The organism is Streptomyces sp. NPDC093261, assembly GCF_044753645.1.
GTDB lineage: Bacteria > Actinomycetota > Actinomycetes > Streptomycetales > Streptomycetaceae > Streptomyces.
In genome coordinates, this window is record NZ_JBIVNO010000023.1 from 1 (window position 1) to 24,915 (window position 24,915).

The window sequence follows — 24,915 nt, forward strand, 5'->3', positions numbered from 1 at the left end:
AAGGAACGGACGCTTCCTTCGTACTCACCCGAGAGACTCTCTCAGGCTTTCCTCCGGGCGCTTCCCTTCGGTGTTTCCGACTCTATCAGATCTTTTCTCGATCCGATTTCCTCGGTGCTTTCCGGCCTTTCGGCCTTCCGGCGGTGCCGACTTTATCAGATCCTTCCGGGCTCTTTCGATCCCTTCGGGTCCTGATCCCCAGTCAACCGGGGGCGTCCTCCCGGCCCTTGGGCCGTTCCGACGTGTCCAACTCTAGCGGATCTCTCCGGCGATTCCCAATCGCGGGGGATCGGATCGCCGTACCCAAATCGAATTGAATTCGGGCACGCCGAATTCGACCCGGCTGGGAGATCGTGCTGAGTGGGTTGTGCCGCTGCTGCGGCGGAGGTGCTGTCGCAGAACCGTTAAGGCTCCGTGGCAACCCGAAGAACTTTACGGATCGAGCTGTGGACTGTCAAGCCTCCCCAGGGAGACATGCCGGCAAACCTTGCGGGCATCAGTCCAGATCGCTCAGGCGGCCACCCGCGTCGGGCTGGGCGTGCTCCACGCGGCGCAGCAGGCGGGTCAGCGCCTCCCCCAGGACCTGGCGCTCCTCGGACGACAGGTCTTGGAGCAGGTCCTCCTCGAATCCCGAAGCCAGGCGCATCGCCTCCAGCCACTTCTCGCGGCCCTCGGCGGTCAGCTCGACGATCACCCGGACGCGGTTGGCCTCGTCCCGTTCCCGGGTGACCAGACCCTCGCTCACCATGCGGTCGATGCGGTGGGTCATCGCGGCCGGCGTCAGGCCGAGCCGCTTGGCCAGGTCGCTCGGGCCCATGCGATAGGGGGCCCCCGAGAGGACGAGGGCCTTGAGGACCTCCCACTCGGCGTTGCTGATGCCGAGGCCGGCGGTCTGGCGGCCGTAGGCGACGTTCATCCTGCGGTTCAGACGGGACAGCGCCGAGACGATCTTCTCGACCTGGGGGTCCAGGTCCTGGAACTCGCGCTGGTAGGCGGCGATCTGTTCGTCGAGGGTCGGCTCGCTGACGCCGGGGGTGTCGCCCATCTCCGCAGTATCGCACGCGGTGGCTTGGCATTGAAGTCCTTCGAGGTGTACTGTTTAGCTTCGAACTTTAGCTTCTAAGTCTTCAGGGTTAACCGCTTCAGGGGTAAGACCTTCGGTCTCCTCCCTGGCGGCCCTCTTCCTAAGGCAGGTGAACGTGACCAGGGCAAAGGGCGCAGCGATGCGCCGGATTCATGTGGGCAACGCACTCAGCGCGTTCGGCCTCGGCTTCACCGTCCCGTATCTGTACGTCTATGTGGCGCAGGTGCGGGATCTCGGTGCCACGACGGCGGGTCTCGTGCTCGCCGTCTTCGCCGTGGCCGCGCTCGTGGTGCTGCCGTTCGCCGGACGGGCCATCGTCCGGCGCGGCCCCCTTCCGGTACTGCTCGCCGCCCTGGCCGCCGCCGCCCTCGGATCGCTCAGCCTGGGGCTCGCGACGAACGCGGCGAGCGTGCTGCTGTCGGCGGCGGTGCTCGGTGCCGGACAGGCCGTGATGCAGCCGGCGCTGGCCACCATGATCGTGGACTGCTCGACGACGGAGACCCGGTCGCGCGCCTTCGCCCTGCAGTTCTTCCTGCAGAACCTGGGACTCGGTGTCGGCGGCCTGATCGGCGGCCATCTCGTCGACGCCTCCCGCGCCGCGTCCTTCACCCTGCTGTTCGCGATCGAGGCCGCGATCTTCCTGCTGCTCGTCGTCCTCATGTCGACGGTACGGGTGCCGCACGCGCCGGCGATCGAGGACGGGGCTCCGCGGAGCGGCCGGGCCAGCTGGAGGCAACTGCTGCGCAACCGGGCCATGGTGCAGCTGAGCGTGCTGGGCTTCGTGCTGTTCTTCGCCTGCTACGGCCAGTTCGAGTCGGGCCTGAGCGCGTACGGCGTCGAGGCCGCCGGGATCTCGACGTCCACGCTGGGTACGGCGCTGGCCGCGAACACGGCGGTGATCGTGGTCGCGCAGTTCGCGGTGCTGAAGTTCGTGGAGCGGCGCAAGCGGTCGCGGGTCATCGCGGCGGTGGGCCTCATCTGGGCCATCGCATGGGCCATCGCCGGGTACGCCGGGCTCGGGCACGGCAGCCAGGCCATGGCGGCCGCCGCGTTCGTCTCGACGTACGCGCTGTTCGGTCTCGGCGAGGCCATGCTGTCGCCGACGCTCGCGCCGCTGGTGGCCGATCTCGCGCCCACGGGGATGGCAGGTCAGTACAACTCGGCCTTCGCCCTGGTGAAGCAGCTGGCCCTCGCGGTCGGCCCGGCGGTGGGCGGCCCGCTGGCCGCGGCGCTGCCCGCGCCGTACATCGTCACGTTCCTGCTGTTCTCGCTGGGCATCACGGTTCTGGCGATCCGGCTCGGGCGCCGGCTCACCCCCGCTCAGAACCAGCCGGCGTACGCGCGGAGCCTGGTGGTGGCGCAGGGAGGCCCGGCGGCGCAGCCCGCGTCGGCGCGCGCCTGACCCGACGCCCCGCCACTCACTGCCGGCACGGCAGGGCGAACTCGCACCACACCGCCTTTCCGCCCCCGGGCGTCCGGCGCGACCCCCAGTTGGACGCGATCGTCGCCACGATCGCGATCCCCCGCCCCGCCTCGTCCGCCGGTTCCGCCCGACGGCGGCGGGGCAGATGGTCGTCCCCGTCGGTCACCTCGATGATCAGCCGGCGGTCCGTGCGTCTGAGGCGCAGCCTCATCGGCGGCATGCCGTGCTGAAGCGAGTTCGCGACCAGCTCGCTCGCCGCCAGGACCCCGAGGTCGTGCAGATCCGTCGGGAACCGCCAGCTCGTCAGGACCCCGGAGGCGAAGGCACGCGCGCGGGGTGCCGCCTCCACCCCGCCGAGCAGCTCCAGGGCGGCGTTGCGGAAGAGCTCGCCGCCCGGGCCCGTACGCGCGGGGTGCTGGAGGACGAGCACCGCGACGTCGTCGTCGTGCCCCGCGGTGACGCCCGCCGAGCGCAGCAGACGGTCGCAGATCACCTGGGGCGTGCCCGTCGCGCCGGCGAGCGCGCTCTCCAGGGCTGCGATGCCCTCGTCCAGGTCGGCGTCCCGGCGTTCGACCAGGCCGTCGGTGTAGAGAACGGCGGTGGAACCGGGTCCCAGCGGAACCGAGCCCGACGCGTGCATCCAGCCGCCGGTGCCGAGCGGCGGACCGGTCGGTTCGTCGGCGCGCAGGACATTGCCGCTCTCGTCGCGGACCAGGATCGGGAGGTGGCCGGCCGAGGCGTACACCAGTCGGCCCTCGTTCGGATCGTGGACGGCGTAGACGCATGTCGCGATCTGGTTGGCGTCGATCTCCATGGCGAGGCCGTCGAGGAGCTGGAGCACCTCGTGCGGCGGCAGGTCGAGCCGGGCGTAGGCGCGGACGGCCGTACGGAGCTGGCCCATCACCGCGGCGGCCCTGACGCCCCTGCCCATCACATCGCCGATCACGAGGGCCGTGCGGCCGCCGCCCAGGGTGATGACGTCGTACCAGTCGCCGCCGACCGCGGCCTCCGTGCCGCCGGGCTGGTAGGTGGCGGCGATGCGCAGATCGTCGGGCTGCTCCAGCTCCTGGGGCAGCAGGGAGCGCTGAAGGGTCACCGCCGTGCGCCGCTGCTCGCGTTCGCTGGCGCGCAGCCGCTCGGCGGCCTCGGCGTGGTCGGTGACGTCGGCGGCGAACACCAGCACGCCCCGGGAGGTCTCGCCGGGTACGTCGACCGGCGTACACGTGAACGTGTAGGAACGGCCGCCGGGCGCCTTGCGGGACTTGACCGTGCGCGGCCTGGAGCTGCGCAGCACCTGGTCCAGGAGCGGGAGGAGGCCGAGTTCCTCCAGCTCGGGGAGTGCCTCGCGCGCGGGTTCGCCCGGCGACCGGGGGCCGAAGACCGCCGCATAGGCGCCGTTGACATACGCCACACGGTGCTCCGGGCCGTGCACCAGGGCGACGAGGGCCGGGATGTGGTCGAGGACCTCGCGCACCGGCAGCTCGTCGACGACGGGTGTGCCCGGCGCGTCCTCGGTGAGCCGCTCGACGCGGGCCGCGGGCACGGAGCCTTCGCCCCGCCGGTCCGGGGAGACCGTGTGCTCGGTCCGCGCTGCGGCGCGGCGCTGCGTTCCGGGGAGCCGGGCGCTCCAGCGCGTGAAGTTCACCGATTCCTTGCCTCGTCGTTGTCGTAGCCGGCCGGCTCCGGATCCGGTCAGGGCCCGGGGGCCTGCCCCCGGGTGGCGGCGCAGTGGGGAAAAGCCTGGTGGGTTCGTCGGGGCGAGGATCGGCCCGCCCGCGGTCGGGGACCAGTCTGTCGGACCGGGCCGACATCCGTCAGACGTCGGTCCTTCCGGCGGAGTTCCTGGATTCGGTCAGGACGACCCCTTCGGGCCCCTTGAAGGCTTTCCACCGGCCGCGAGTTCGAACTCCGCACGGGGATGTTCGAGTGAACCGAGCGAGACGATCTCCCTCTTGAAGAGTCCCGCCAGGGTCCACTCGGCCAGCACCCGGGCCTTGCGGTTGAACGTGGGCACCCGGCTCAGGTGGTAGGTGCGGTGCATGAACCAGGCGGGGTAGCCCTTCAGCTTGCGCCCGTAGACATGCGCGACCCCCTTGTGCAGCCCCAGGGAGGCGACCGAGCCGACGTACTTGTGGGCGTACGTCTCCAGGGGTTGGTCGCGCAGCGCGCGCACGATGTTGTCGCCGAGGACCCTGGCCTGGCGCAGCGCGTGCTGGGCGTTGGGGGCTGTCTCCCTGCCCGGCTCCTCGGCGGTGACGTCCGGGACGGCGGCCGCGTCCCCCGCGCCCCACGCGTGCGTGACGCCGTCCACGCTCAGCTCGGGGGTGCACTTCAGGCGCCCGCGGCCGTTCAGCGGCAGGTCCGTGGCCGCGAGGACCGGGTGGGGCTTCACCCCGGCGGTCCACACGAGCGTACGGGTCGGGAAGCGTGCGCCGTCGGAGAGGACGGCGACCCGCCCGACGCACGACTCGAGGCGGGTTTCGAGGCGTACGTCGATGTTGCGGCGGCGCAGCTCGGTGACCGTGTACCGGCCCATCTCCGCGCCGACCTCCGGGAGGATGCGGTCGGATGCCTCCACGAGGATCCACTTCATGTCCGCGGGCTCCACGTTGTGGTAGTAGCGCGTGGCGTAGCGGGCCATGTCCTCCAGCTCGCCGAGCGCCTCCACGCCGGCGAATCCGCCGCCGACGAAGACGAAGGTGAGGGCCGCGTCACGGATCGCCGGGTCCCGGGTGGAGGAGGCGATGTCCATCTGTTCGATGACGTGGTTGCGCAGGCCGATGGCCTCTTCGAGGGTCTTGAAGCCGATGCCGTGGTCGGCGAGGCCGGGGATCGGGAGGGTGCGCGAGACGGAGCCCGGGGCGAGGACGAGTTCGTCGTAGGAGATCTGTTCGCTCTGCCCGCTCTCCTCGGTGGCGAGCGTGGCGACGGTGGCGGTCCGTTTGGCGTGGTCGATGGAGGTGACCTCGCCGATGACCACGTGGCAGCCTTCCAGGACCCGGCGCAGCGGGACGACCACATGGCGGGGCGAGATGGCGCCGGCGGCCGCCTCGGGCAGGAACGGCTGGTACGTCATGTAGGGATCGGGCGAGACCACCACGACCTCCGTCTCGCCCCTGGCGAGTTCCGCCTTCAGATTCCGTTGCAGGCGCAGGGCCGTGTACAGGCCGACGTAGCCGCCGCCGACGATGAGGATGCGCACACACTTCCGGGTTTCGGGGGGCGTTGCCCGATGGAATGCAGCCGTCACCATCCCATGACGCATCGGATGCGCGCGTTTGTCCACAGGCTCGGCACATTGTGTGACCGGACGGCGGTACCCGGCAGGGTTGGCCGAATTACCGGAGTGCGGGGAAAGGCCGCAGGTCAACGGGTGTGAGCCGGGTGGAACCCGGGGGCGTAATCGGGACGTATCCGACCCGTACCCCGATCGGGGGGCGCTCCGTGCGGAACCTGCCCCTTCTGAATTGACTCCCGCTCAACTATGTTCGTATGCCGACGGGGTGTAAGGGGAACGCGCTCGACGGGCTCGCGACGGGCGGGCCCGGTCACGTACGACGCTCGTTCCGTACGCTCCGGCTTCCAATGGCGGGGAGAGTCTCCGGGGGGAGACGTCATTACCGGGGGAACACGTATGCACATTCAGGACTCTCATTGGTCATCCGCGTCCGCCGTCGCACCGGCGGGCCCGGTGGGCGCGGCGGCGGGCAACGGACGCGAGGACAGTGCGCGCTCGACGCCGCTGCGGGTGGACGCACAGCGCAACCTGGAACACGTACTGCGGGCGGCACGCGAGGTGTTCGGCGAGCTGGGCTACGGCGCGCCGATGGAGGACGTGGCGCGGCGCGCGCGGGTCGGCGTCGGCACGGTGTACCGGCGCTTCCCGAGCAAGGACGTCCTGGTGCGCCGGATAGCCGAGGAGGAGACCTCCCGGCTGACCGAGCAGGCCAGGGCGGCGCTCGGCCAGGAGGACGAGCCGTGGTCGGCGCTGTCTCGCTTCCTGCGGACGTCGGTGGCGTCGGGCGCCGGGCGGCTGCTGCCGCCGCAGGTGCTGCGGGTCGGGGTCGTGGAGGAGGGGACCGAGGACGCCGGCACGGCGCGCGTGGACGAGGCACTGCTGCCGCAGCAGCGGTCCCTGCCGACGGCCGAGCTGCGGCTCGTCGGGCAGCGGTCCGCGCCGGAGCCGGACGACGGGGGCACGGCGACACTGCTGGCAGTCGTCGGGCAACTCGTGGACCGGGCCCGCGCGGCGGGTGAGCTGCGGCCGGACGTCACCGTCTCGGACGTCCTGCTGGTGATCGCCACGGCGGCCCCCTCGCTGCCGGACGCGACGCAGCAGGCGGCGGCGTCGTCCCGGCTGCTCGACATCCTCCTGGAGGGCCTGCGGTCCCGCCCGGTGTGAGACAGCCGGGGTCCTGACCGTCGGGGACCTCTCGTCTGCGGCACGACCGCTGTTCCCCGCTCCGCTGTGCGAGCGGGGGACGGCGTTGCGCCCGCGCCCGGGCTCCCCGGAGCGTGAGGTCCCCGGAGTCCGGCGCTGATGCCTCGGACACGGTGGTGGTGAGGGTGGCGTGGGCCGTCGGCGTGCGGCGGTCACCTTCCCGCGCCGAGCGCCCGCCCCCGCGTCGAGATGCCGGCCGGTACCGCGCGTGCCCGGGCGGGGGTGCCCGTCCAGCAGGTGCCCCGGCGGGCGAGCAGACGACGCAGCCACAGTTCCAGGGAGACCAGGTCCGCGAGGCCGTCCAGCGGGAGGGGCGCGCCGTCCACCGCCGCGCGCACGGCCTTGCGGACGACCCGGGCCTCCACCAGGCCCGCCTCCGCCAGCAGGGGCGTGTCGAACAGGGCCATCAGGGAGTGCACGGCCACCCCTAGCCCGGCACGGGCGGCGGCCGCCGAGGTCGCGTGCGAGGGAGCGCCCCAGCCGGGCGGCAGTCCGCCGACGCCCGCGCCCTCCAGGACCGTGCGCAGGATCGCCGCCCGCGCTCCCGGCTGGACCCGCAGCGCCTCCGGCAGCGCACGGCAGGCGCGGACGACCTGATTGTCCAGGAACGGCGAGTGCAGCCGCTGGGAGCGGATCTCGGCCGCCTGTTCCAGCACCCGCACGTCCGCCGCGTGGCGCGCCAGCGCGGTACGCGCGCGGTGGTCGCCCGGGCGCTGCCCGGGCCCGACTACCGCCCGGCCCGCGGCTCCCTGCAGGCGAACCGATACTTCAGCGAGGGCCTCACCGGTCAGCCACCGCGCCGCCGGCCCCGGTCTGGCCCAGGTGAGGGCGGCGAGCGACGCCCCCACCGCGCCCCCGGGTTCCTCGAAGCGCCGCTGCATCAGGCGGTCGCCCAGCCAGTCGACGCCGGTCCGGTACGGCGTACGGGCCAGTTTTCGCGCCGCGGCGTACACGCGCGCGGGGACCATCACGGAGCCGTCCGCCTTCGCCAAGGCGGCCACCGGGCGCACGAGATGGCGCCGTCTGCGGTCCATCAGCAGATCCGCGAGACGGGCCGGATGCGCGTCGAGGACCTGGCGGGCGCCGTAGCCCGTGAAGTGGTCCGCGCTGCCCGAGGCCAGTCGCGCGCGGTGCCGGGCCGCCGTCACCAGGGAGGGGCCCGGCTCATCCGTCAGCGGGCCCTCCAGTTCGGCGTAGGGGAGGGCCTCCTCACCGCCGGTGACCACCACATGGTGCAGCCGGGGATTGGCCGCCAGGGTGCCGGCCCGCTCCAGTTCGGCCTCGCGGCCGCGCACGGCGAGGTCGTTGAAGGTGACGGCCAGCAGGCGTTCACCGGCTCCGGTGCCGTGCCCGAGGATCGTGCCGGGCATACCGGGAAGGCCGGCCGCGAGCAGGGCCAGCGTGCCGGAGGCCGGTCCTCCGGAGAGGTCGGCGCCGATCCCGGGGACGGGTACCCCGCGTGCGGCGCGGCGTTCGGCCGGTCCCATTCCGGGGACGGGGCCGGGGTCGATTTCGGCGCCCGGCACATGGCGTGGCGCCGACAGCCGGGCACGGACGGCGTCGACGAGGGCGTCGCGCACCGCGTCCACGGCGTCGGCCGGGTCCGCCGGGGGCGCGGCGACCGCCAGGGAGGCCATCGGGTCGTAGCCGGCGATCTCACGGGCCCCCGCGCGCAGGATGAGCGCGTGACCCGGCGGAATGCGCCGCACGCCGTCGTAGGGGGTCGAGTCGTGGAGCGCGGCCGGTACATCGGGGGCGGCGAGGAGGGCCGCCAGGTACCCGAAGTCCAGGTTGGCCTCGATGAGGTCGGCGAGGGGCAGCGCGGCGGTCGCGTACGCGGTGCCGCCGGCCCAGGGGGTGTGGAAGACGGGCCGCACGCCCGCGAGATCACCGCACACCGTGATCCTGCGCCCGACCTGGACGACGGCGGTGTAGCTGCCGGACCAGGCGGTCAGATGGCGAAGTGCCCCTCCCCGGGCGGCGAACAGCCCGATGCGCAGTTCCTCGTCGGAGGCTCCGCAGGTGCCGAGGACCGCGATCCGGGTCTGGGCGTCCGCCTTCACGACGCGGACCTCGTCGGGGCGCCAGTCACCGACGGCCCACAGCGGATCGGGGTCGCCCCACAGGAGTTGGGCACCCACCGGGTGCAGGGTCTCACCGTCGTATCCGGTGGCTCCGGCCGATCCCGGCCCGGCGGCTCCCGCGGCGGTGCTGCTCCATCCCACCAACCACCGCATCGACGCCTCCACAGGCTGTGGACAACCAGTGCACCGTACGAACGGCTCCCATGCTGCCACGAAGAATGCGCGCCGGAGGGCGTGCGCCGCGTCTTGCGCGCCCCTGAATGCGCCCTTGGACCCCCGGTGACAAGCCGGTGAACTCCCTTTCCGAGCAGGAACATCGCCGGGAATCAGCGACGCGAATGCGCCCCCGGCACGCTCCCCGAAAACCCCGTTCGCGCCCTCAAGTGTCATGGTCGGGGGCCTGATCACCCGCGAGAACCACCGTCGGTTTTCGGCCAAATCGGCCACAGACGCGCAGGCTTGCGCACGCTCCGTACAGGCCCGGCACAACGCACAGTCCGGGAGGCGGAGTTCGCCTCCCGGACCGGTCCGCCGCCCGCGGGGATGGAGGCGGCGGTGTCCCCCAGCCCACTGGATCCAGTACAGCGGGCCGACCCACGCACAGCCCATGGAACCGTTCCGCAGGCCGGCCGGAGAAGAGCGCACGGACAGGCGCACGGCCACACACCAGGAGCACACCGCAACACTCCGTACTGAGGTACGGACCACAATCCCGCCATCCGGATTTAAGCCCCTTAACGCTTGGGATGCGGCGAACTACGCTGGGTTTACGAATGCCGCGCGGTTATGCCATGCCGCGGCAGCCGTCTGTGTCGAGGGGTGGCGCATGTCCAGGGAGCAACGCGGGCCGAACGAAAAGCTCGGCGCCGTTCTCGCCCTCGCGGGAATCAGCAACGCAGGACTCGCCCGGCGCGTCAACGACCTTGGCGCCCAGCGCGGGTTGACTCTTCGCTACGACAAGACCTCGGTGGCGCGCTGGGTGTCGAAGGGCATGGTGCCGCAGGGCGCCGCGCCGCACCTCATCGCCGCGGCCATCGGCCAGAAGCTCGGCCGCCCCGTACCGCTCCACGAGATCGGTCTGGCGGACGCGGATCCCGCACCGGAAGTGGGCCTCGCCTTCCCCCGGGACGTAGGCCAGGCGGTGAAGTCGGCGACGGAGCTGTACCGCCTCGACCTCGCCGGGCGCCGGGCCGGCGGCGGCATCTGGCAGTCGCTGGCCGGATCTTTCGCAGTGAGCGCCTACGCGACCCCTGCTTCCCGCTGGCTGATAACCCCGGCCGACAGCTCGGTGGCCCGCGACCCGGGCTCCGGCGACGGGTCGGGAGCACCGCTGAAGGTCGGCCACAGCGACGTCCAGAAGCTCCGGGAGGCCGCGGAGGACGCCAGGCGCTGGGACTCCAAGTACGGAGGCGGCGACTGGCGTTCGTCGATGGTGCCCGAGTGTCTGCGGGTGGAGGCGGCGCCGCTGCTGCTCGGGTCCTACTCGGACGAAGTGGGCCGCGCGCTGTTCGGGGCGAGCGCCGAACTGACGCGGCTGGCCGGGTGGATGGCCTTCGACACGGGACAGCAGGAGGCCGCCCAGCGCTACTACATCCAGGCGCTGCGCCTCGCGCGCGCGGCCGCCGATGTGCCCCTCGGGGGGTACGTCCTGGCCTCCATGTCGCTCCAGGCGACCTACCGCGGCTTCGGCGACGAGGGCGTCGACCTCGCCCAGGCGGCCCTGGAGCGCAATCGCGGCCTGGCCACGGCGCGCACCATGAGCTTCTTCCGTCTGGTCGAGGCACGGGCGCACGCGCGCGCGGGTGACGCCCAGGCGGCCGGCGCGTCCCTGAAGGCCGCCGAGGGGTGGCTGGAGCGCGCCCGCGACGGCGACAACGACCCCACCTGGCTCGGCTTCTACTCCTACGACCGCTTCGCGGCCGACGCCGCCGAGTGCTACCGCGACCTCAAGGCCCCGCGCCAGGTGCGCCGCTTCACCGAGCAGGCCCTGTCCCGGCCCACCGAGGAGTTCGTGCGCTCGCACGGGCTGCGGCTGGTCGTGTCGGCGGTCGCCGAGCTGGAGTCGGGCAACCTGGACGCGGCCTGTGAGCAGGGCGTGCGGGCGGTGGAGGTCGCCGGGCGCATATCGTCGGCGCGCACCACCGAGTATGTGCGGGACCTGCTGCACCGGCTGGAACCGTACGGGGACGAACCGCGCGTGGCGGAGCTGCGGGAGCGGGCACGGCCGCTGCTGATGGCGCCGGCATAGGGGGCCGAGGCCGTCGGCGACCGGCCACCGCGCATGCGGTGGGGCCGCAGATGTCCCGGCGCGCCCCTTTCGGGGACCGACGCGGCCGTGTGACCTGCATGGTCTTCGGTTCCTCCCGGGTTTGAGGGCATTGTCAGTGGCGCAGTGCACTATCGAAACCGGGAGGTGAAGCAGGTGCGGAAGATCGCGTACGACTGCGATGTGCTGGTGATCGGCGGCGGCATCGTCGGCCTGTCGACGGCGTATGCGATCACGCGTGCCGCCCCGGGCACACGGGTGACGGTGCTGGAGAAGGAGGGCGGACCGGCCCGCCATCAGACGGGGCGCAACAGCGGGGTCATCCACAGCGGGATCTACTACCGCCCCGGCTCCCTCAAGGCGCGGTACGCGGTCGAGGGCGCCGCCGAGATGGTCAAGTTCTGCGCGGAGTACGGCATCGCGCACTCCGTCACGGGCAAGCTGATCGTCGCCACGGAGCGCGAGGAGCTGCCGCGGCTGCACGCACTCGTCCAGCGGGGCCGGGAGAACGGCATACCGGTCAGGGAACTGGGCCCGGCCCAGATCACGGAGTACGAGCCGGAGGTGCGCGGACTCGCGGCCATCCACGTGGGCACGACCGGGATCTGCGACTTCGTGGCGGTCGCCCGCCGGCTGGGGGAGGGATCCGGCGCGGAGATCCGGTACGGGGCCCAGGTCGTACGGATCGACCGGCGCCCGGCGCTGGGCGTCGCGGTGCGCACGGCCGACGGGACGGTCCTCCGCGCGCGCGTGCTGGTCAACTGCGCGGGACTGCACTGTGACGAGGTGGCCCGGCTGACCGGGGACGAGCCGGGCATGCGGATCGTGCCGTTCCGGGGCGAGTACTACACGCTGGCCCGGCCCGAGCTGGTGCGGGGACTGGTGTACCCGGTGCCGGACCCGGCGTTCCCGTTCCTCGGGGTGCATCTGACACGGGGCATCGACGGAGAGGTCCACATCGGACCGAACGCCGTACCGGCGCTGGCCCGCGAGGGATACGGCTGGGGAGTCGTACGGCCACGGGAGCTGGGCACGACGGTGGCGTGGCCCGGGTCGTGGCGGATAGCCCGGCGGCACTGGCGGTACGGGGCGGGCGAGCTGCGGCGGTCGGTGTCGAAGGGGGCGTTCGCCCGGACGGTGCGCAGGCTGCTGCCGGCGGTCCGGGCGGACGACCTGGTCCGGGCCCCGGCGGGGGTGCGGGCGCAGGCCGTGCTGCGGGACGGGACGCTGGTGGACGACTTTCTGATCCGGGAGGGGGCACGGGCGGTGCATGTGCTGAACGCACCGTCCCCCGCGGCCACCGCCTCACTGCCGATCGGACGGGAGGTCGCGCGCCGGGTCCTGGCGGTGCTGGACCGGGATTGAGGCCACCGGGCACGACAGCCTGCCGTCGCCTTCTCCCTGAACGAGCGGATCCGCTCCTGAACGAGCAGCCCACGAGCCGACGCCCCGCCGCCCGGGCCGGACCCGCCCGCCATCGCCCCGATCGGGTCGGACCCACCACCGCGGCCCGCCGCCCCTGATCAGACCAGACCTGCCGCCTCCGCGCCCTCCCCCATCGGGCCAGGCAGGCCGCCGTCCCTCTACACAGGCAGACCTCGCCCCCCACCGCACCGGACCGACCGCCTGAACCGCCCGCGCCCGCCCCCCTCAGGCCGGACCGCCCGCCATCGTCCTCCCCCTTAAAATTGATGCCACTGTGTCTGACTCTCTCAATTTCGCCCCCGAAGACCCCGAAGCCCCCGAGGCCGCCCCCGGTGGTCGGCCGCCGCGTACCGTCGGGGCCTCGCCGGACCGCAGCCGGGCCAAGGGGGAGCCCCGGTTTCCCGGGGGGCCGAAGGCCGATCCCGCCGGGTCGCACTTCGAGCGGCGGATCCGGAGCTTCCAGCCGCGGCGCAGCCGGGTGACGGCCGGGCAGGCGGACGCCCTGAAGCGGCTGTGGCCCCAGTGGGGCCTGGACATCGACGGGCAGCGGACCGTGGATCCGGGCGAGCTGTTCGGGAACACGCACCCCGTGGTGCTGGAGATCGGCTTCGGCATGGGCGAGGCCACCGCCCGTATGGCCACCGAGGACCCGGGCACCAACATCCTCGCCGTCGACGTGCACACCCCAGGCCAGGGCAATCTGCTGGGTCTCGCCGAGCGGAACCACCTGACCAACATCCGGGTCGCGAACGGCGACGCGATCATCCTGCTCCGCGAGATGCTCCCGCCCGACTCGCTCGACGGGCTGCGCGTCTACTTCCCCGACCCCTGGCCCAAGAAGCGTCACCACAAGCGGCGGCTGATCCAGCCCGAGTTCCTCACGCTCGCCGCCGCCCGCCTCAAGCCGGGTGCGCTGGTGCACTGCGCGACGGACTGGGAGCCGTACGCCGAGCAGATGCTCGAGGTGCTCACCGCGCACCCCGCGTTCGAGAACACCCAGCCCGACGGCGGTTACGCGCCCCGTCCCGCGTTCCGGCCGCTGACCCGTTTCGAGGGCCAGGGGCTGGACAAGGGTCATATCGTGAACGACCTGCTGTTCCGGCGCGTACAGCACCGGGACCAGTCCTCCGCCGGCGACTGAGCGCCCCGCGGGCCCTCCGGGCACCGTCGCGTGCGGCGCCCCTGTCTCGTTAGGGTCGATTCCGTGGCCACCTGTCCCCCGTATCCGACGCGCCCCGACAGCAACGCGGGCGAGGGCCGGCACCCGCACTGGTGGCAGCGCCGGTGGGTGCGCTACGGAGCGCCGGCCATGCTCCTGGCGCTCTCCGGCCTCGTCATCCTCGCTCTCGTGCGGCAGCAGACGGGCACCGAGGGATTCCTCGTCGGACTGGGACTCGCGGTGCTGCCGGTGCCGCTGCTGGTCGCCGCGTTCCGCTGGCTGGACCGGGTGGAACCCGGGCCCTGGCGAAACATGATCTTCGCCTTCGCCTGGGGGGCGTGCGCGGCCGCGCTCATCGCGATCGTCGCGAACAGCTTCGCGACCCGGTGGATAGCCACCGCGACCGCCGACCCGAACAGCGCCGACACCCTCGGCGCGACCCTCATAGCGCCGATCGTCGAGGAGTCCGCAAAGGCGGCGGCCGTGCTGCTGGTCTTCCTCTTCCGCAGACGGGACTTCACCGGGATCGTGGACGGGGTGGTGATCGCCGGGGTCACCGCGACCGGCTTCGCCTTCACCGAGAACATCCTCTATCTGGGCACGGCCTTCGGCACGGACCAGCTCAGCGGCGGACGGGGTCTCGCGTCCGTGACGGCCGCGACCTTCTTCGTCCGTGTGGTGATGTCGCCCTTCGCGCATCCGCTGTTCACCGTGCTCACCGGGATCGGTTTCGGTATCGCGGCGCTGACGGCGGAGCGCCGCCGGGCCCGCCGCGTTCTGATGCCGCTGGGCGGGCTGCTGCTCGCCATGGGCATGCACTCGATGTGGAACGGATCCTCGTCGTTCGGCGAGTACGGGTTCTTCGCGGTGTACGCGTCCTTGATGGCGCCCGCGTTCGCGCTGCTGACCTGGCTGGTCATCTGGACGCGGCAGCGCGAGCTGAGGACGGTGCGGGAGGAGCTGCCGGCCTACGCGGCCACCGGGTGGCTGACGCCGGCGGAACCGTTCGTCCTCGGCTCCATGCGGGCGCGGCGACTGGCCCGGCAGTACGCGCGGCAGCACTTCGGGAAGGCGGCGGCGCGCTCGGTCGCGGAGTACGAGGCGTACGCGACGTCGCTGGCGTTCCTGCGGCACCGGGGGCGCCGCGGCCGGGCGGGAGCCGACTTCGTCGTACGGGAGAGGGAGCTGCTCTCGGCGCTGTGGGCGCGGCGTGCGGTGGCTCGGCCGGCGCTGGCGCACGCGGCGCGCACGACGGCGCCGATGCCTTCGCCGGTCTGGTCCGACCACGGGCATGGCTATGGATACGGCTACGGATACGGCTACGGATACGGCTACGGACACGTACCGTGGTACCCGGCGCCGCGATACGGGCCGACGACATCGTCGTATTCCGCGTACAACCCCTATCGGCCGTAGGGGCGCGGGGCTGTCCCCGGGCAGGGACAGCCCTCCGGACAGCGCGCTTACGCCGAGGCCTCCGTCAGCCTGGCCAGGTCCTCCTCCGTCAGGGTCAGGTCCGCCACAGCCAGCAGCGCGGGCAGCTGTTCCACCGTGCGGGCGGAGGCGATCGGGGCCGCGACCGTCGGCTGGGCCGCGAGCCAGGCCAGGGCCACCGTCGGGATCTGTGCGCCGCGTGCCTGCGCGACCTCCTCGAGGGCCTCGAGCACGCGTCGGCCTCGCTCGGTTTCCAGGTACTTGCCCGCACCCTGCGCCCGCGCCGAGTCCACGGTGGTGCCCGGCCGGTACTTGCCGGTCAGGAAGCCGGCGGCGAGGGCGTAGTAGGGAACGGCCGCCAGGCCCGCGCGGGCCGCGACGTCCTGGAGCGGACCCTCGTAGGTGTCGCGTGAGACCAGGTTGTAGTGCGGCTGGAGCGCCGTGTACCGGGCCAGGTTCTCGCGGTCGGAGAAGTCGAGGGATTCCTGGAGGCGCTCGGCGGAGATGTTGGAGGCGCCGATGGCACGCACCTTGCCCGCCTTCACCAGGTCGTCGAGCGCGCCGATGATCTCCTCCACCGGCACCTCCGGCTGGTCGAAGTGCGTGTAGTAGAGGTCGATGTAGTCGGTGCCCAGGCGGCGCAGCGACGCGTCGGCCGCGGCCTTGACGGTGGCGGCCCTCAGCCCCTTGTACTCGGGGTGCTGGCTGACCTTGGTCGCGATGATCATGTCGGAGCGGTTGCCGCGCGCCGCGACCCACTTGCCGATGACGGCCTCGGACTCGCCGCCCTTGTTGCCGGGGACCCACGCCGAGTAGGCGTCCGCCGTGTCGACGAAGTTGCCGCCGGCCGCCGCGTAGGCGTCGAGCACGGCGAAGGACTGCGCCTCGTCGGCGGTCCAGCCGAAGACGTTGCCGCCGAGGGAGAGGGGGAAGACCTCGAGGTCAGAGAAGCCGAGCTTGCGAAGAGAAGTCATGCCCTACTTCAGCGCTCACTCCGGAAGCCCTTATTCCGGCCGGGGGCGGTTCCACCCGGACGGCGTCATACACCGAACCGGCAGCCCCGGCGTCGGGGGTTGTCGCCAGGACCGCCGGGGTCCAGGACAGGACCGCCGGGGTCCAGGGGTGATACACGCCGGGGAGAAGGGCGCGGATGTCAGGGGTTGAGGCCCTTGCTCTGCAGCCACGCCATCGGGTCGATCGCGCTGCCGCCGTTCGGGTGGACCTCCAGGTGCAGATGCGGCCCGGTGACGTTGCCGGTCGCTCCCACACGGCCGATGACATCGCCCGTGGACACCCTCTGGCCGACGGTGACGCTGATCGACGACTGGTGGCAGAACCACAGCTCGGTGCCGTCGTCGAGGGTGAGAACCGTGCGATAGCCGTACGACCCCGCCCAGCCCGCCTGGGTGATGGTGCCGCTGTGGATGGCCTTGATGAGCGTGCCCGTGGGGGCGGCGAAGTCGAGGCCGGTGTGGTAGCCGGAGGACCACATGGCGCCGGCGTCACCGAAGCGCGAGGTCAGGGTGTAGGAGGAGGTGGGCAGCGTGAACTGCTTGGCCAGTTCCGCCAGCCGAGCGGCCTCGGCCTTCTTCTTGGCCTCCGCCTCCGCGGCCTTCTTGTCGGCGGCGGCCTTGGCACGAGCGGCGTCCTGAGCCTTGGCCGCCGCTGCGGCGGCCTTCTTCGCGGCCGCGTCCTCGGCGGCCCGAGCGGCCGTCGCGGCGATCCGGTCCTGCTGGGACTCGGCCTGCTGCATGATCCGGGCGCGCAGCGCCTCGCCCGCGTCCTTGCTGCCCGCGGCGGCGTCGGCGGTGCTGACACCGGCGGTGCTCAGGGCGGTGGCGGAGCCCTTGGGGGCGCCGGTGTCCACGCCGATGAGCGCCTTGGCCGAGTCGGTGACGGAGGAGAGGTCGGGGAGGGATATGGACACCGGGGGCTTGCCGGTCTGCGCGGTGGCCATGCCGCCCGCGCCGACCGCGGCCATCACGCCGACGCCCAGAACCGTGGAGCTGCGGGCGAGTCCGCCGCCGCGCTGCTTGCTGACGCGGTGCCGACCGCGGACGGGGCGGACGGAATCCTCCGTGGGATTCCACTCCTCCCAGGGGCCCTCGTCGGGGCGGGACGCAAAACCGATGGTCTGCGTGCCGGTCGGGGCGAACGAGGTGCTCTCGGCAGGCCGGTTGGACGCCACGTGGGCGCACTCCTTTCCTTCCGTTTCGCCTACCGGGTTAGCTGACGGGTTCGGAGGGGAAGGTCTCCTACGCGCGTATACCGGCCGTTGCGACACGGCGGCATCCGCCCGATTCACCCCAAGATGGTGGTTCCCCGGTTCCCTTGCGAGATTCGGCACACGCGCACGGAGCCGCCTCGGGTGACGGCTGGGACGACCGCGCTGCGTTATCGAACGTTAATAGACGCGGGGCTCGGATTCCAAGCCGTTCGGACAGATCCTTAGCGCCGCCTGGCCAGGACTTTCGCGACAGGAACGGTGAAAATCGGGCGAGTTGACCGCACCTCACCCGTCCCACCTGTTGTGACGGTGTGTCAGTTGTTATGCGGAGGGGCACCACTCACTCACGCCCCGTGACAACGTCCGGGCGTTCGGCGGCCCTTGGCTCCCCGCCGGGTTCAGGAGTGCTCGGACCGGCGCACGGCCAGCAGCGCCATGTCGTCCGTGGCCTGGCCGCCGGTGTGGCGGGCGACGTCCTCCGTGACGGCGGCCAGCACGGCACCGGGAGTGGCGGGGAACCGTCCGGCGAGGCGGCCGGCCGGGTCGTAGAACTCGCCGCGCGCGTTCCGGGCCTCCGAGACGCCGTCCGTGAAGAAGAGCAGCGTCGAACCGGACGGGAAGCCCCACTCCTCCGCGCGGTCGGGCCGCACGGCGAGGTCGCCCATGCCGAGCGGCAGCGCCGGCTCGCGGGCCTCCAGCTCGCGCAGGGTGCCGTCGGGGAGCAGGAGCAGGGGGGCCGGGTGGCCCCGGTTGACGATCCGGACGACTCCTCGCTTGTGCGAAATCCCCGCGTCCCCCCGCGGGTCCTCCCCGTCCTCGTGCGGGATCTCCGCGAGGACCGCGGTGGTGAACTCCTCGTGGGCGTCGGGGCCGTCCCGGCGGATGCCCTCGCGGGACAGCGCCCGCTCCAGGCGCCGGGCGACGGCCTCCAGCGTCGCCTCCTGCTCGGCGGCCTCCCGGAAGGCGCCGATCACGACCGCGACGGCGGCCACGGCACCCGTGCCCTTGCCCCGTACGTCCCCGACCACGAGCCGTACACCGTGCGGGGAGTCCTGAACCGCGTACAGGTCACCGCCGATGTAGGCGTCGGCCTGCGCCGCCTCGTACCGGGCGGCGATCCGGAGCCCCCCGATCCGCGCGGGGGGCTCGGGCAGTACGGCGCGCTGCGCGGCCTCGGCGATCCGGCGGGCGGAGGCGAGGCGTGCGTCGTTGCGGCGTACGAGCACATTGATCAGGACGGCCGGAACGGCGGCAGCGGCGGTGGTGACCGCCTCCGAGGCCGCGCCGGAGGACCCTGGTGCGCCGAGTCCCAGGTGCACGGCCAGGACGGCGGCGAGGGCCGCGGCGCCGGTGCCGACGGTGCCGCGCAGCGAGTGCAGGGGCGCGGCGACGAGCGGGGCGGCGGTGAAGAGCGGCACGCCGGGGAAGACGGACGGGGTCAGCCGGCCGCAGCAGACGCCGAGACCGATGAGCAGCGCGGGCAGGGCCCGCAGGAAGGCCCGCGCGTACGAACTCCGCCGGCTCTCCACCGGGCCCGGCTCCGGGGGCCGAATCCCCTCGGATCGTTCGTGAGGTCGTTCCGGGGGCCGGCCGCCGTCCTCCGGAAGAGGGGTGGCCGCCGGGCCGCCGATGGTCCGGTCGTACGGGACGCCGGCCCCCTCGTACGAAGTTCCGGGCTCTGGCCCGCTGACCTGCTCGTCGCACGGCGCCTCGATCCGCCACGCGCCTCCTTGCTGCACCACCCGTCCAGGCTTCCCGCAGGACGGGCGGGGGGCGACCGCTGTGGGCCGACCGGCGTACACACCCTGTGGACGGGCATGGGTCGGGCCCCCTGGCGGGAAGAGGGGGAGCGGGTGAAGAACACGGAAAAAGCCGAGGGCCGGAACCCTTTCGGATTCCGGCCCTCGGCCATCAGTAGCGGGGACAGGATTTGAACCTGCGACCTCTGGGTTATGAGCCCAGCGAGCTACCGAGCTGCTCCACCCCGCGTCGGTGATACCAGTGTACGCCATGCGCGCGACACGAAGCACACAGGTTTACGTCCACGGCGCTTTACCGGCGTTTTCCGGCTGTCAGCGGTTTTCGCGCGGGGGTGGGCAGCAGCCGTCAGCGGCTTCGGGCGGCGGGCAGCCGTCAGACGGCGGGTGGCGGGTGGCGGGCAGCCGTCAGACGGCGGGTGGCGGGCGAACAGCCGTCAGCGGCATCCGGGCGGAGCGGACAGCCCTCACCGGCCGGCAGGCGGGGCGAACAGCCTCAGCGGCCTTCGGGCGACGGCAGCAGATGGGCGTTCGGGGCCTTCGCCCGTTCCTCGTACTCGGGCAGCATCACCACATCCGCTCCCTCCGCCGTCAGCAGCGCGTTTCCGTCCGCCGCCGCCACGAACGTGTCCGGTTCACGCCAGGCCGTGACCACCCGCCGCACCCCGGCGTCGAGGATCAGCCGGGCGCACGGCGCGGGCCGGGACGCACGGCGGGCGCACGGCTCCAGGCTGCTGTAGACCGTCGCGGTGGCAAGGCGCGGATCGGCCGTGTCCAGCTTCGCCAGCGCCGCCTCCTCCGCGTGCACCAGCGGGTCCCCGCCCTCCCGGGAGTACCCCCGGGCGAGCTCCGTGCCGTCGGCGGCGACGATCACCGCTCCCACACTGAAGGCCGTGCGGGAGGGCGGGCACTGCGCCGCCAGCTCACACGCCGTCTCCAGCCACCGCCGGTCGGCGGCGGAGGCCGACCGGCCGGTGCCGGGTGCCGTGGGCGCGTAGCGCATCAGCACGACGTCCCCGACCGACCGCGCCTCCAGCAGCCGCATGCGTCCCGGCGGGTACGCCCCCGGCCCGAACATCCGCGGCGCGTCGGGCTGTCCCACGACCAGGGGAGCGAGCACGAGCTGCACCTCGTCCGCGAGCCCCTGCTGCAACAGCCGGGTGTGCACCTGTCCCCCGCCCTCGACCATCAGCCGGCGTACGCCCTTGACCTCACCCAGATGAGTGAGCACGGCGCGCCACTCCACATCGGGGCCGAGCGCGACCACGTCCACGTCCGCCGGCAGCAGCCCGCGCAGCCGCTCCGCGCCCTTGTCCGTGGTGTAGAGGGCCTTCGCGCCCCCCGTGTGCCAGAAAGGGGCGTCCGGATCGAGGTCACCGGACGCGCTGACCGCGACCTTCAGCGGGTACTCCGGCAGCCCGGCGGAGACCCGGGCTTCGCGCCGCTCCTCGGAGTAGACCAGCAGCCGCGGGTTGTCGGTGCGTAGCGTGCCCGCGCCGACGAGGATCGCATCGCTGCCCGCCCGCACCTCGTCGACCCGGTCGAAGTCCTCCGGTCCGGACAGCAGGAGCCGCTCGGGGCCGGTGTCGTCCAGGAAGCCGTCGAGGGAGACGGCGGCGGACAACAGGACATAGGGCTGGGCCATGGGGGTGCACTCCAGGGTCGAGGGGGAGAGGGCGGAGCGGGCGTCGAAGGCCGGGGGGCCCTGGTCGGGTCCCTGACCGCGTGGTCAGGATGCGCCGGGGCGGGTCCGGAGGTCCAGATCCGGCGGAACCCCGTGATCTTGTTTCAACTTTTGAACAATAACTACACTGGCGGCATGACGACCCGCTGGCTCACCCCCGAGGAACTGCGCGCCTGGCGTTCGTACCTCGCCGCGTCATGGCTCCTGGAGGATGTGATCGACCGGCAGCTCCAGCAGGAGGCCGGCATGCCGCATCTGTACTACTCCGTCCTCGCCAACCTCTCCGGCGCGCCCGACCACCGGATGCGGATGACCGACCTCGCGGAGACGCTGAAGATCACGCGCAGTCGGCTGACCTACGTCGTCACCCGCCTGGAGAAGGACGGCACGGTCCGCCGTGAGGGCTGCCCCACCGACCGGCGCGGCAGTACCGCGGTCCTCACGGACGAGGGCATGGCGCTGCTGGAACGCGCGGCGCCGGGCCATGTCGAGACGGTCCGCGCCGCCCTCTTCGACCACCTCACGCCCGAGCAGGTGGCCCAGCTGGAAGCCATCTGCAACCAGATCACGGACGCGCTCCAGGGCGATGAGGAGCGGCCCGCGTGCGACGGGCTGCCGTGGCGCCGACGTTCGTCCGGAACGGCGGAGTGACCCGGACTCACCCGGCCTGCCGCGGAAAAATTGCTTGAAACTTAAAGAGAGTACGCGTTAGAGTCTCCGACCGAGGTTGTGCTTCAAATCTGAAGCATGGGGCGCATCCTCCGCACCCGCAACCGCCGGCCCGGAGAAGGACGACAGACATGCGCGACTCACGTGACGACGCCACCGCATCCGGTGACAGCGACGCCACCGCCTCCAGTGACAGCAGCGAACCGACCCGTCTCCCCACCGATCTCCCCACGACCACCGATGTCCCCGCCGCCACGGTCCGCACCCGCGTGACCGTCCCGCTCCGCTTCGGCGACGGCTACACGGTCACCGCCGGGCTGGTCACCTTCCACGGCCTCGCCGACGGCGGGGAACACGTGGCCGTGACCCTGGGCGAGCCCACCGGCGGCCGCCCCCCGCTCGTCCGGCTGCACTCCGAGTGCCTGACCGGCGACGTCTTCGGTTCGGCCCGCTGCGACTGCGGGCCCCAGCTGCGTGAGGCGGTGGAGCGCATCGCCGACCGGGGCGGCGTCCTGCTGTACCTCCGTCAGGAGGGCCGTGGCATCGGCCTCTACAACAAGCTCGACGCCTACGCGCTCCAGGACCAGGGCCTCGACACCTACGAGGCGAACGCCGCGCTCGGCCTGCCGGAGGACGGCCGCGACTACACGGCCGCCGCGCAGATGCTCCGCGCCCTCGGCATCGACACCCTGGACCTGCTGTCCAACAACCCCGACAAGGCCGCCCAACTGCGCGGCCAGGGCCTCACGGTCACCCACCACGTCCCCACGGGCGTCTTCACCACGGCACAGAACGTCCGCTATCTGCGTGCGAAGGTCGTCCACACCCAGCACACCCTGCCCCTCACGGAACTGACGGCGGGCTGACCCCGCGGCCTCGGACGAGTCCCGCCGCGGCCCTTGCGGGCATCCCGGTCGGTCCCGGAGACGGCCTCCGGCCGGAAATCGAGGCGGCGCCCGAGCCGGCCGAAGCCGGCCCGGGCGCCGGGTGGCAGGTCGGAGGGGGTGAACCCTCTCCCGCGCCCGTAGGCCCTGTGGGACTCGAACCCACAACCAATGGATTAAAAGTCCACTGCTCTGCCAATTGAGCTAAGGGCCCAGGCGATGTTGCCTCCACGAGCATAGCCGGACGAGAGCGTCTCGTAGATCGGGTATCGGGGAGCCGGGCCGGAAGTGGGCCGTGCGGGTGCCGGAAGGGCTACGGATCGACCGGTTCGGGGCAGGCCGCGCGCGCGGCCTCGCGGGCGAGGGTGCGCTCATGCTGGGGGTTGAGGAACCAGTGCCGGGCCGAGGCCAGCCACCAGGACGCGGCGAAGCCGAGGACGACGAGGACGGCGACCGGGGCGTAGTTGAAGGTCCCCCAGGTGACCGGGGAGACCTGCGGGAGCATGAAGAGCACCGTGATGATCCCGACCCACACCACCGACACCACCCCGATCGCCTGCGACCAGCGGCCCAGGTGCCAGGGCCCGCGCTCGAAGGAGTCGCCCCTGCGCACCCGCAGCAGGGTCGGGATGACGTAGGCGATGTAGAGGCCGATCACCGCGATCGAGGTGACCGCCGCGTACGCCGTGACGTTGATCAGATACGGCAGCCCCAGGACGAGTGCGCCGAGCGCCGCCAGCCACACCGCCGCCACCGGGGTGCGCGTGCGCGGGCTGACCGTGTGCCACACCCGCGAGAAGGGCAGCGCGCCGTCGCGTGAAAAGGCGTAGATCATGCGGCTGTTGGCCGTCACCGACGCCATCCCGCAGAACAGCTGCGCGCCGATCACCACGAGCAGCAGCAGCTTGCCGGCGGTCGCGCCGAGGGCGTCCAGCAGGATCTGGGCGGGCGGCGCGCCGGTCGGGGACGTCCGCTCGCCGTCGTAGGACTGGATGGCGAAGGTGAAGCCCAGGAGCAGGACGAAGCCCGCCACCCAGGACGTCCAGATGGAGCGGACGATGCCCTTCGGGCCGGCCGTGGACGCGTTGTGCGTCTCCTCCGTCATATGGGCGGAGGCGTCGTAGCCGGTGAAGGTGTACTGGGCCATCAGCAGGCCCAGCAGGACGACGTAGACGCCGCTGCTCCAGCCCGTGTGGTTCACGAACCGGGTGAACACGAAGGACGCCGACCGGTGGCGGTCCGGTACGAACGCCAGTGCGCCGACGATCACCCCGACCCCCAGCACATGCCACCACACGCTGACGCTGTTGAGGAGCGCGACGATACGGACACCGAAGGTGTTCAGCAGGCCGTGCAGCACCAGGATCGCCGCGAAGAGCAGGACGGTGCGGCCGGGCGTGACCTCGAAGCCGAACTGGAGATCGAGATAGGCGCCCAGGAAGGACGCGGCACCGAAGTCGACGCCCGCGGTCACCGCCACCTGGCCCAGCACGTTGAACCAGCCCGTGAACCAGGCCCAGGCCGCGGCCGAGCGCCGCGGCGCCAGCCGGTGGGCCCAGAAGTACAGGCCCGCGGAGGTCGGGTACGCCGAGCAGATCTCGGCCATCGACAGCCCGACGAACATCGTCATCAGGCCTACGGCCACCCAGCCCCAGGTGATCACGGCGGGCCCGCCGGTGTTCATCCCGAACAGGTAGAGCGTCAGACAGCCGGAGAGAACCGAGATGATCGTGAAGGAGACCGCGTAGTTGGAGAACGCCGACATCCGGCGGGCGAGGACCTGTGTGTAACCGAGCTGGGCCAGCCGCTCTTCGTCGGACGGCCCGGCCGGTCGTACGTCTTTTGTCATGCACCCAGCGCTTCCCCGCCCGGAGGCGTGACATGCGGCACGGGCTGGGTGCTGTGGCCAAGAATCGCCGTACGAACGTCCGGGAACCGCTCGGCGTCCCCGTAGGTGCGGGGACGTGGAAAGCGCCGCACCCCCGCCCGGATCGGGGCGGGGGCGCGGCGCTCAGGTGCCGATGCCGGCGTCAGCCGTTGCGCTTCCAGCGCGGCTTGTCGTCACGGCGGCCGAAGCCGCCCGTGCCGCGGTGGTCGTCACGACGGCCGTACGGGCGGTCGTGTCCGCCGGAGCGGAAGCCGGGGCGGTCGCCCTGGCGGTCACGGTTGAACGGACGGTCGCTGCCGCGGTGTCCGCCGCGCTCGTCGCGCCGGTCGAACGAACGGTGGTCGCCGTCCCGACGGAAGCCGCCGCGGTCGTCACGACGCTCGAACGAACGGCCGCCCCGGTCGTCACGGCGGTCACGGTCGAAGGGGCGACGGTCACGGTCGCCGTCCCGGCGGAACCCGCCACGGTCGTCACGACGCTCGAACGAACG

At 72.3% G+C, this 24,915-nt stretch carries 17 protein-coding genes, 2 tRNA genes, 1 pseudogene and 1 riboswitch; of the genes and pseudogenes, 8 read left to right on the forward strand and 12 right to left on the reverse strand.

The window, feature by feature from the left end; genetic code table 11:
- Positions 1-496 precede the first annotated feature (496 nt).
- A complete protein-coding gene (locus ACIP94_RS32730; RefSeq protein WP_402433861.1) occupies positions 497-1,045 on the reverse strand; it encodes a MarR family winged helix-turn-helix transcriptional regulator in 549 nt (182 codons plus the stop codon).
- Between the two features lie 178 nt (positions 1,046-1,223).
- Here ACIP94_RS32730 and ACIP94_RS32735 point away from each other — a divergent pair, with 178 nt between their 5' ends.
- Positions 1,224-2,486 (forward strand): MFS transporter, encoded by a 1,263-nt coding sequence (locus tag ACIP94_RS32735; protein WP_402433864.1) that lies wholly within the window; start codon positions 1,224-1,226, stop codon positions 2,484-2,486.
- Between the two features lie 16 nt (positions 2,487-2,502).
- Here ACIP94_RS32735 and ACIP94_RS32740 read toward each other — a convergent pair whose 3' ends face one another.
- On the reverse strand, positions 2,503-4,152 hold the full coding sequence (locus ACIP94_RS32740) for a SpoIIE family protein phosphatase (protein ID WP_402433867.1): 1,650 nt from the start codon (positions 4,150-4,152) through the stop codon (positions 2,503-2,505).
- A 207-nt stretch (positions 4,153-4,359) separates the two neighbouring features.
- Entirely contained in the window at positions 4,360-5,760 is a 1,401-nt protein-coding gene (locus ACIP94_RS32745; protein WP_402433870.1) for an NAD(P)/FAD-dependent oxidoreductase, read from the reverse strand.
- A gap of 381 nt (positions 5,761-6,141) precedes the next feature.
- Here ACIP94_RS32745 and ACIP94_RS32750 point away from each other — a divergent pair, with 381 nt between their 5' ends.
- Positions 6,142-6,909: a TetR/AcrR family transcriptional regulator gene (locus ACIP94_RS32750; protein ID WP_402433872.1), complete on the forward strand. Its 768-nt coding sequence runs from the start codon at positions 6,142-6,144 to the stop codon at positions 6,907-6,909.
- Between the two features lie 191 nt (positions 6,910-7,100).
- On the opposite strand, the gene ACIP94_RS32755 is transcribed toward ACIP94_RS32750, so the two are convergent.
- Entirely contained in the window at positions 7,101-9,185 is a 2,085-nt protein-coding gene (locus tag ACIP94_RS32755; RefSeq protein WP_402433875.1) for an asparagine synthase-related protein, read from the reverse strand.
- 673 nt (positions 9,186-9,858) lie between these two features.
- On the opposite strand from ACIP94_RS32755, the gene ACIP94_RS32760 reads away from it, so the two are divergent.
- The 4 genes from ACIP94_RS32760 (at position 9,859) to ACIP94_RS32775 (ending at position 15,298) form a co-directional block, all read left to right on the forward strand.
- Positions 9,859-11,280, forward strand: a complete 1,422-nt coding sequence (locus ACIP94_RS32760) for an MFS transporter (RefSeq protein WP_402433877.1) — start codon at positions 9,859-9,861, stop codon at positions 11,278-11,280.
- Between the two features lie 165 nt (positions 11,281-11,445).
- On the forward strand, positions 11,446-12,663 hold the full coding sequence (gene lhgO, locus ACIP94_RS32765) for an L-2-hydroxyglutarate oxidase (RefSeq protein ID WP_402434127.1): 1,218 nt from the start codon (positions 11,446-11,448) through the stop codon (positions 12,661-12,663).
- A gap of 334 nt (positions 12,664-12,997) precedes the next feature.
- A complete protein-coding gene (gene trmB / locus ACIP94_RS32770; protein ID WP_402433879.1) occupies positions 12,998-13,864 on the forward strand; it encodes a tRNA (guanosine(46)-N7)-methyltransferase TrmB in 867 nt (288 codons plus the stop codon).
- A gap of 63 nt (positions 13,865-13,927) precedes the next feature.
- On the forward strand, positions 13,928-15,298 hold the full coding sequence (locus tag ACIP94_RS32775) for a PrsW family intramembrane metalloprotease (protein ID WP_402433882.1): 1,371 nt from the start codon (positions 13,928-13,930) through the stop codon (positions 15,296-15,298).
- A gap of 47 nt (positions 15,299-15,345) precedes the next feature.
- Here the strand turns inward: ACIP94_RS32775 and ACIP94_RS32780 are convergent, their stop codons facing one another.
- The 5 genes from ACIP94_RS32780 to ACIP94_RS32800 form a co-directional block, all read right to left on the reverse strand.
- Positions 15,346-16,290: an aldo/keto reductase gene (locus ACIP94_RS32780; RefSeq protein ID WP_402433885.1), complete on the reverse strand. Its 945-nt coding sequence runs from the start codon at positions 16,288-16,290 to the stop codon at positions 15,346-15,348.
- A gap of 179 nt (positions 16,291-16,469) precedes the next feature.
- A complete protein-coding gene (locus ACIP94_RS32785; protein WP_402433888.1) occupies positions 16,470-17,504 on the reverse strand; it encodes a M23 family metallopeptidase in 1,035 nt (344 codons plus the stop codon).
- An 11-nt stretch (positions 17,505-17,515) separates the two neighbouring features.
- Positions 17,516-17,672: riboswitch (cyclic di-AMP (ydaO/yuaA leader) on the reverse strand.
- 269 nt (positions 17,673-17,941) lie between these two features.
- Entirely contained in the window at positions 17,942-19,072 is a 1,131-nt protein-coding gene (locus ACIP94_RS32790; RefSeq protein ID WP_402433891.1) for a PP2C family protein-serine/threonine phosphatase, read from the reverse strand.
- 386 nt (positions 19,073-19,458) lie between these two features.
- Positions 19,459-19,532, reverse strand: a tRNA-Met gene (locus ACIP94_RS32795).
- A 264-nt stretch (positions 19,533-19,796) separates the two neighbouring features.
- Positions 19,797-20,945: a dihydrofolate reductase family protein gene (locus ACIP94_RS32800; RefSeq protein ID WP_402433894.1), complete on the reverse strand. Its 1,149-nt coding sequence runs from the start codon at positions 20,943-20,945 to the stop codon at positions 19,797-19,799.
- 174 nt (positions 20,946-21,119) lie between these two features.
- Between ACIP94_RS32800 and ACIP94_RS32805 the strand changes: the two genes are divergently transcribed.
- Both ACIP94_RS32805 and ribA read left to right on the forward strand, forming a co-directional pair.
- A complete protein-coding gene (locus ACIP94_RS32805; RefSeq protein ID WP_402433896.1) occupies positions 21,120-21,635 on the forward strand; it encodes a MarR family winged helix-turn-helix transcriptional regulator in 516 nt (171 codons plus the stop codon).
- A 149-nt stretch (positions 21,636-21,784) separates the two neighbouring features.
- A complete protein-coding gene (ribA, locus tag ACIP94_RS32810; protein WP_402433899.1) occupies positions 21,785-22,519 on the forward strand; it encodes a GTP cyclohydrolase II in 735 nt (244 codons plus the stop codon).
- A gap of 159 nt (positions 22,520-22,678) precedes the next feature.
- Here the strand turns inward: ribA and ACIP94_RS32815 are convergent.
- The 3 genes and pseudogenes from ACIP94_RS32815 to ACIP94_RS32825 all read right to left on the reverse strand — a co-directional run.
- A tRNA-Lys gene (locus ACIP94_RS32815) sits at positions 22,679-22,751 on the reverse strand.
- A 99-nt stretch (positions 22,752-22,850) separates the two neighbouring features.
- Entirely contained in the window at positions 22,851-24,386 is a 1,536-nt protein-coding gene (locus ACIP94_RS32820) for an amino acid permease (RefSeq protein WP_402433901.1), read from the reverse strand.
- A 181-nt stretch (positions 24,387-24,567) separates the two neighbouring features.
- Positions 24,568-24,915, reverse strand: a pseudogene (locus ACIP94_RS32825) (RNA helicase); the annotation flags it as partial.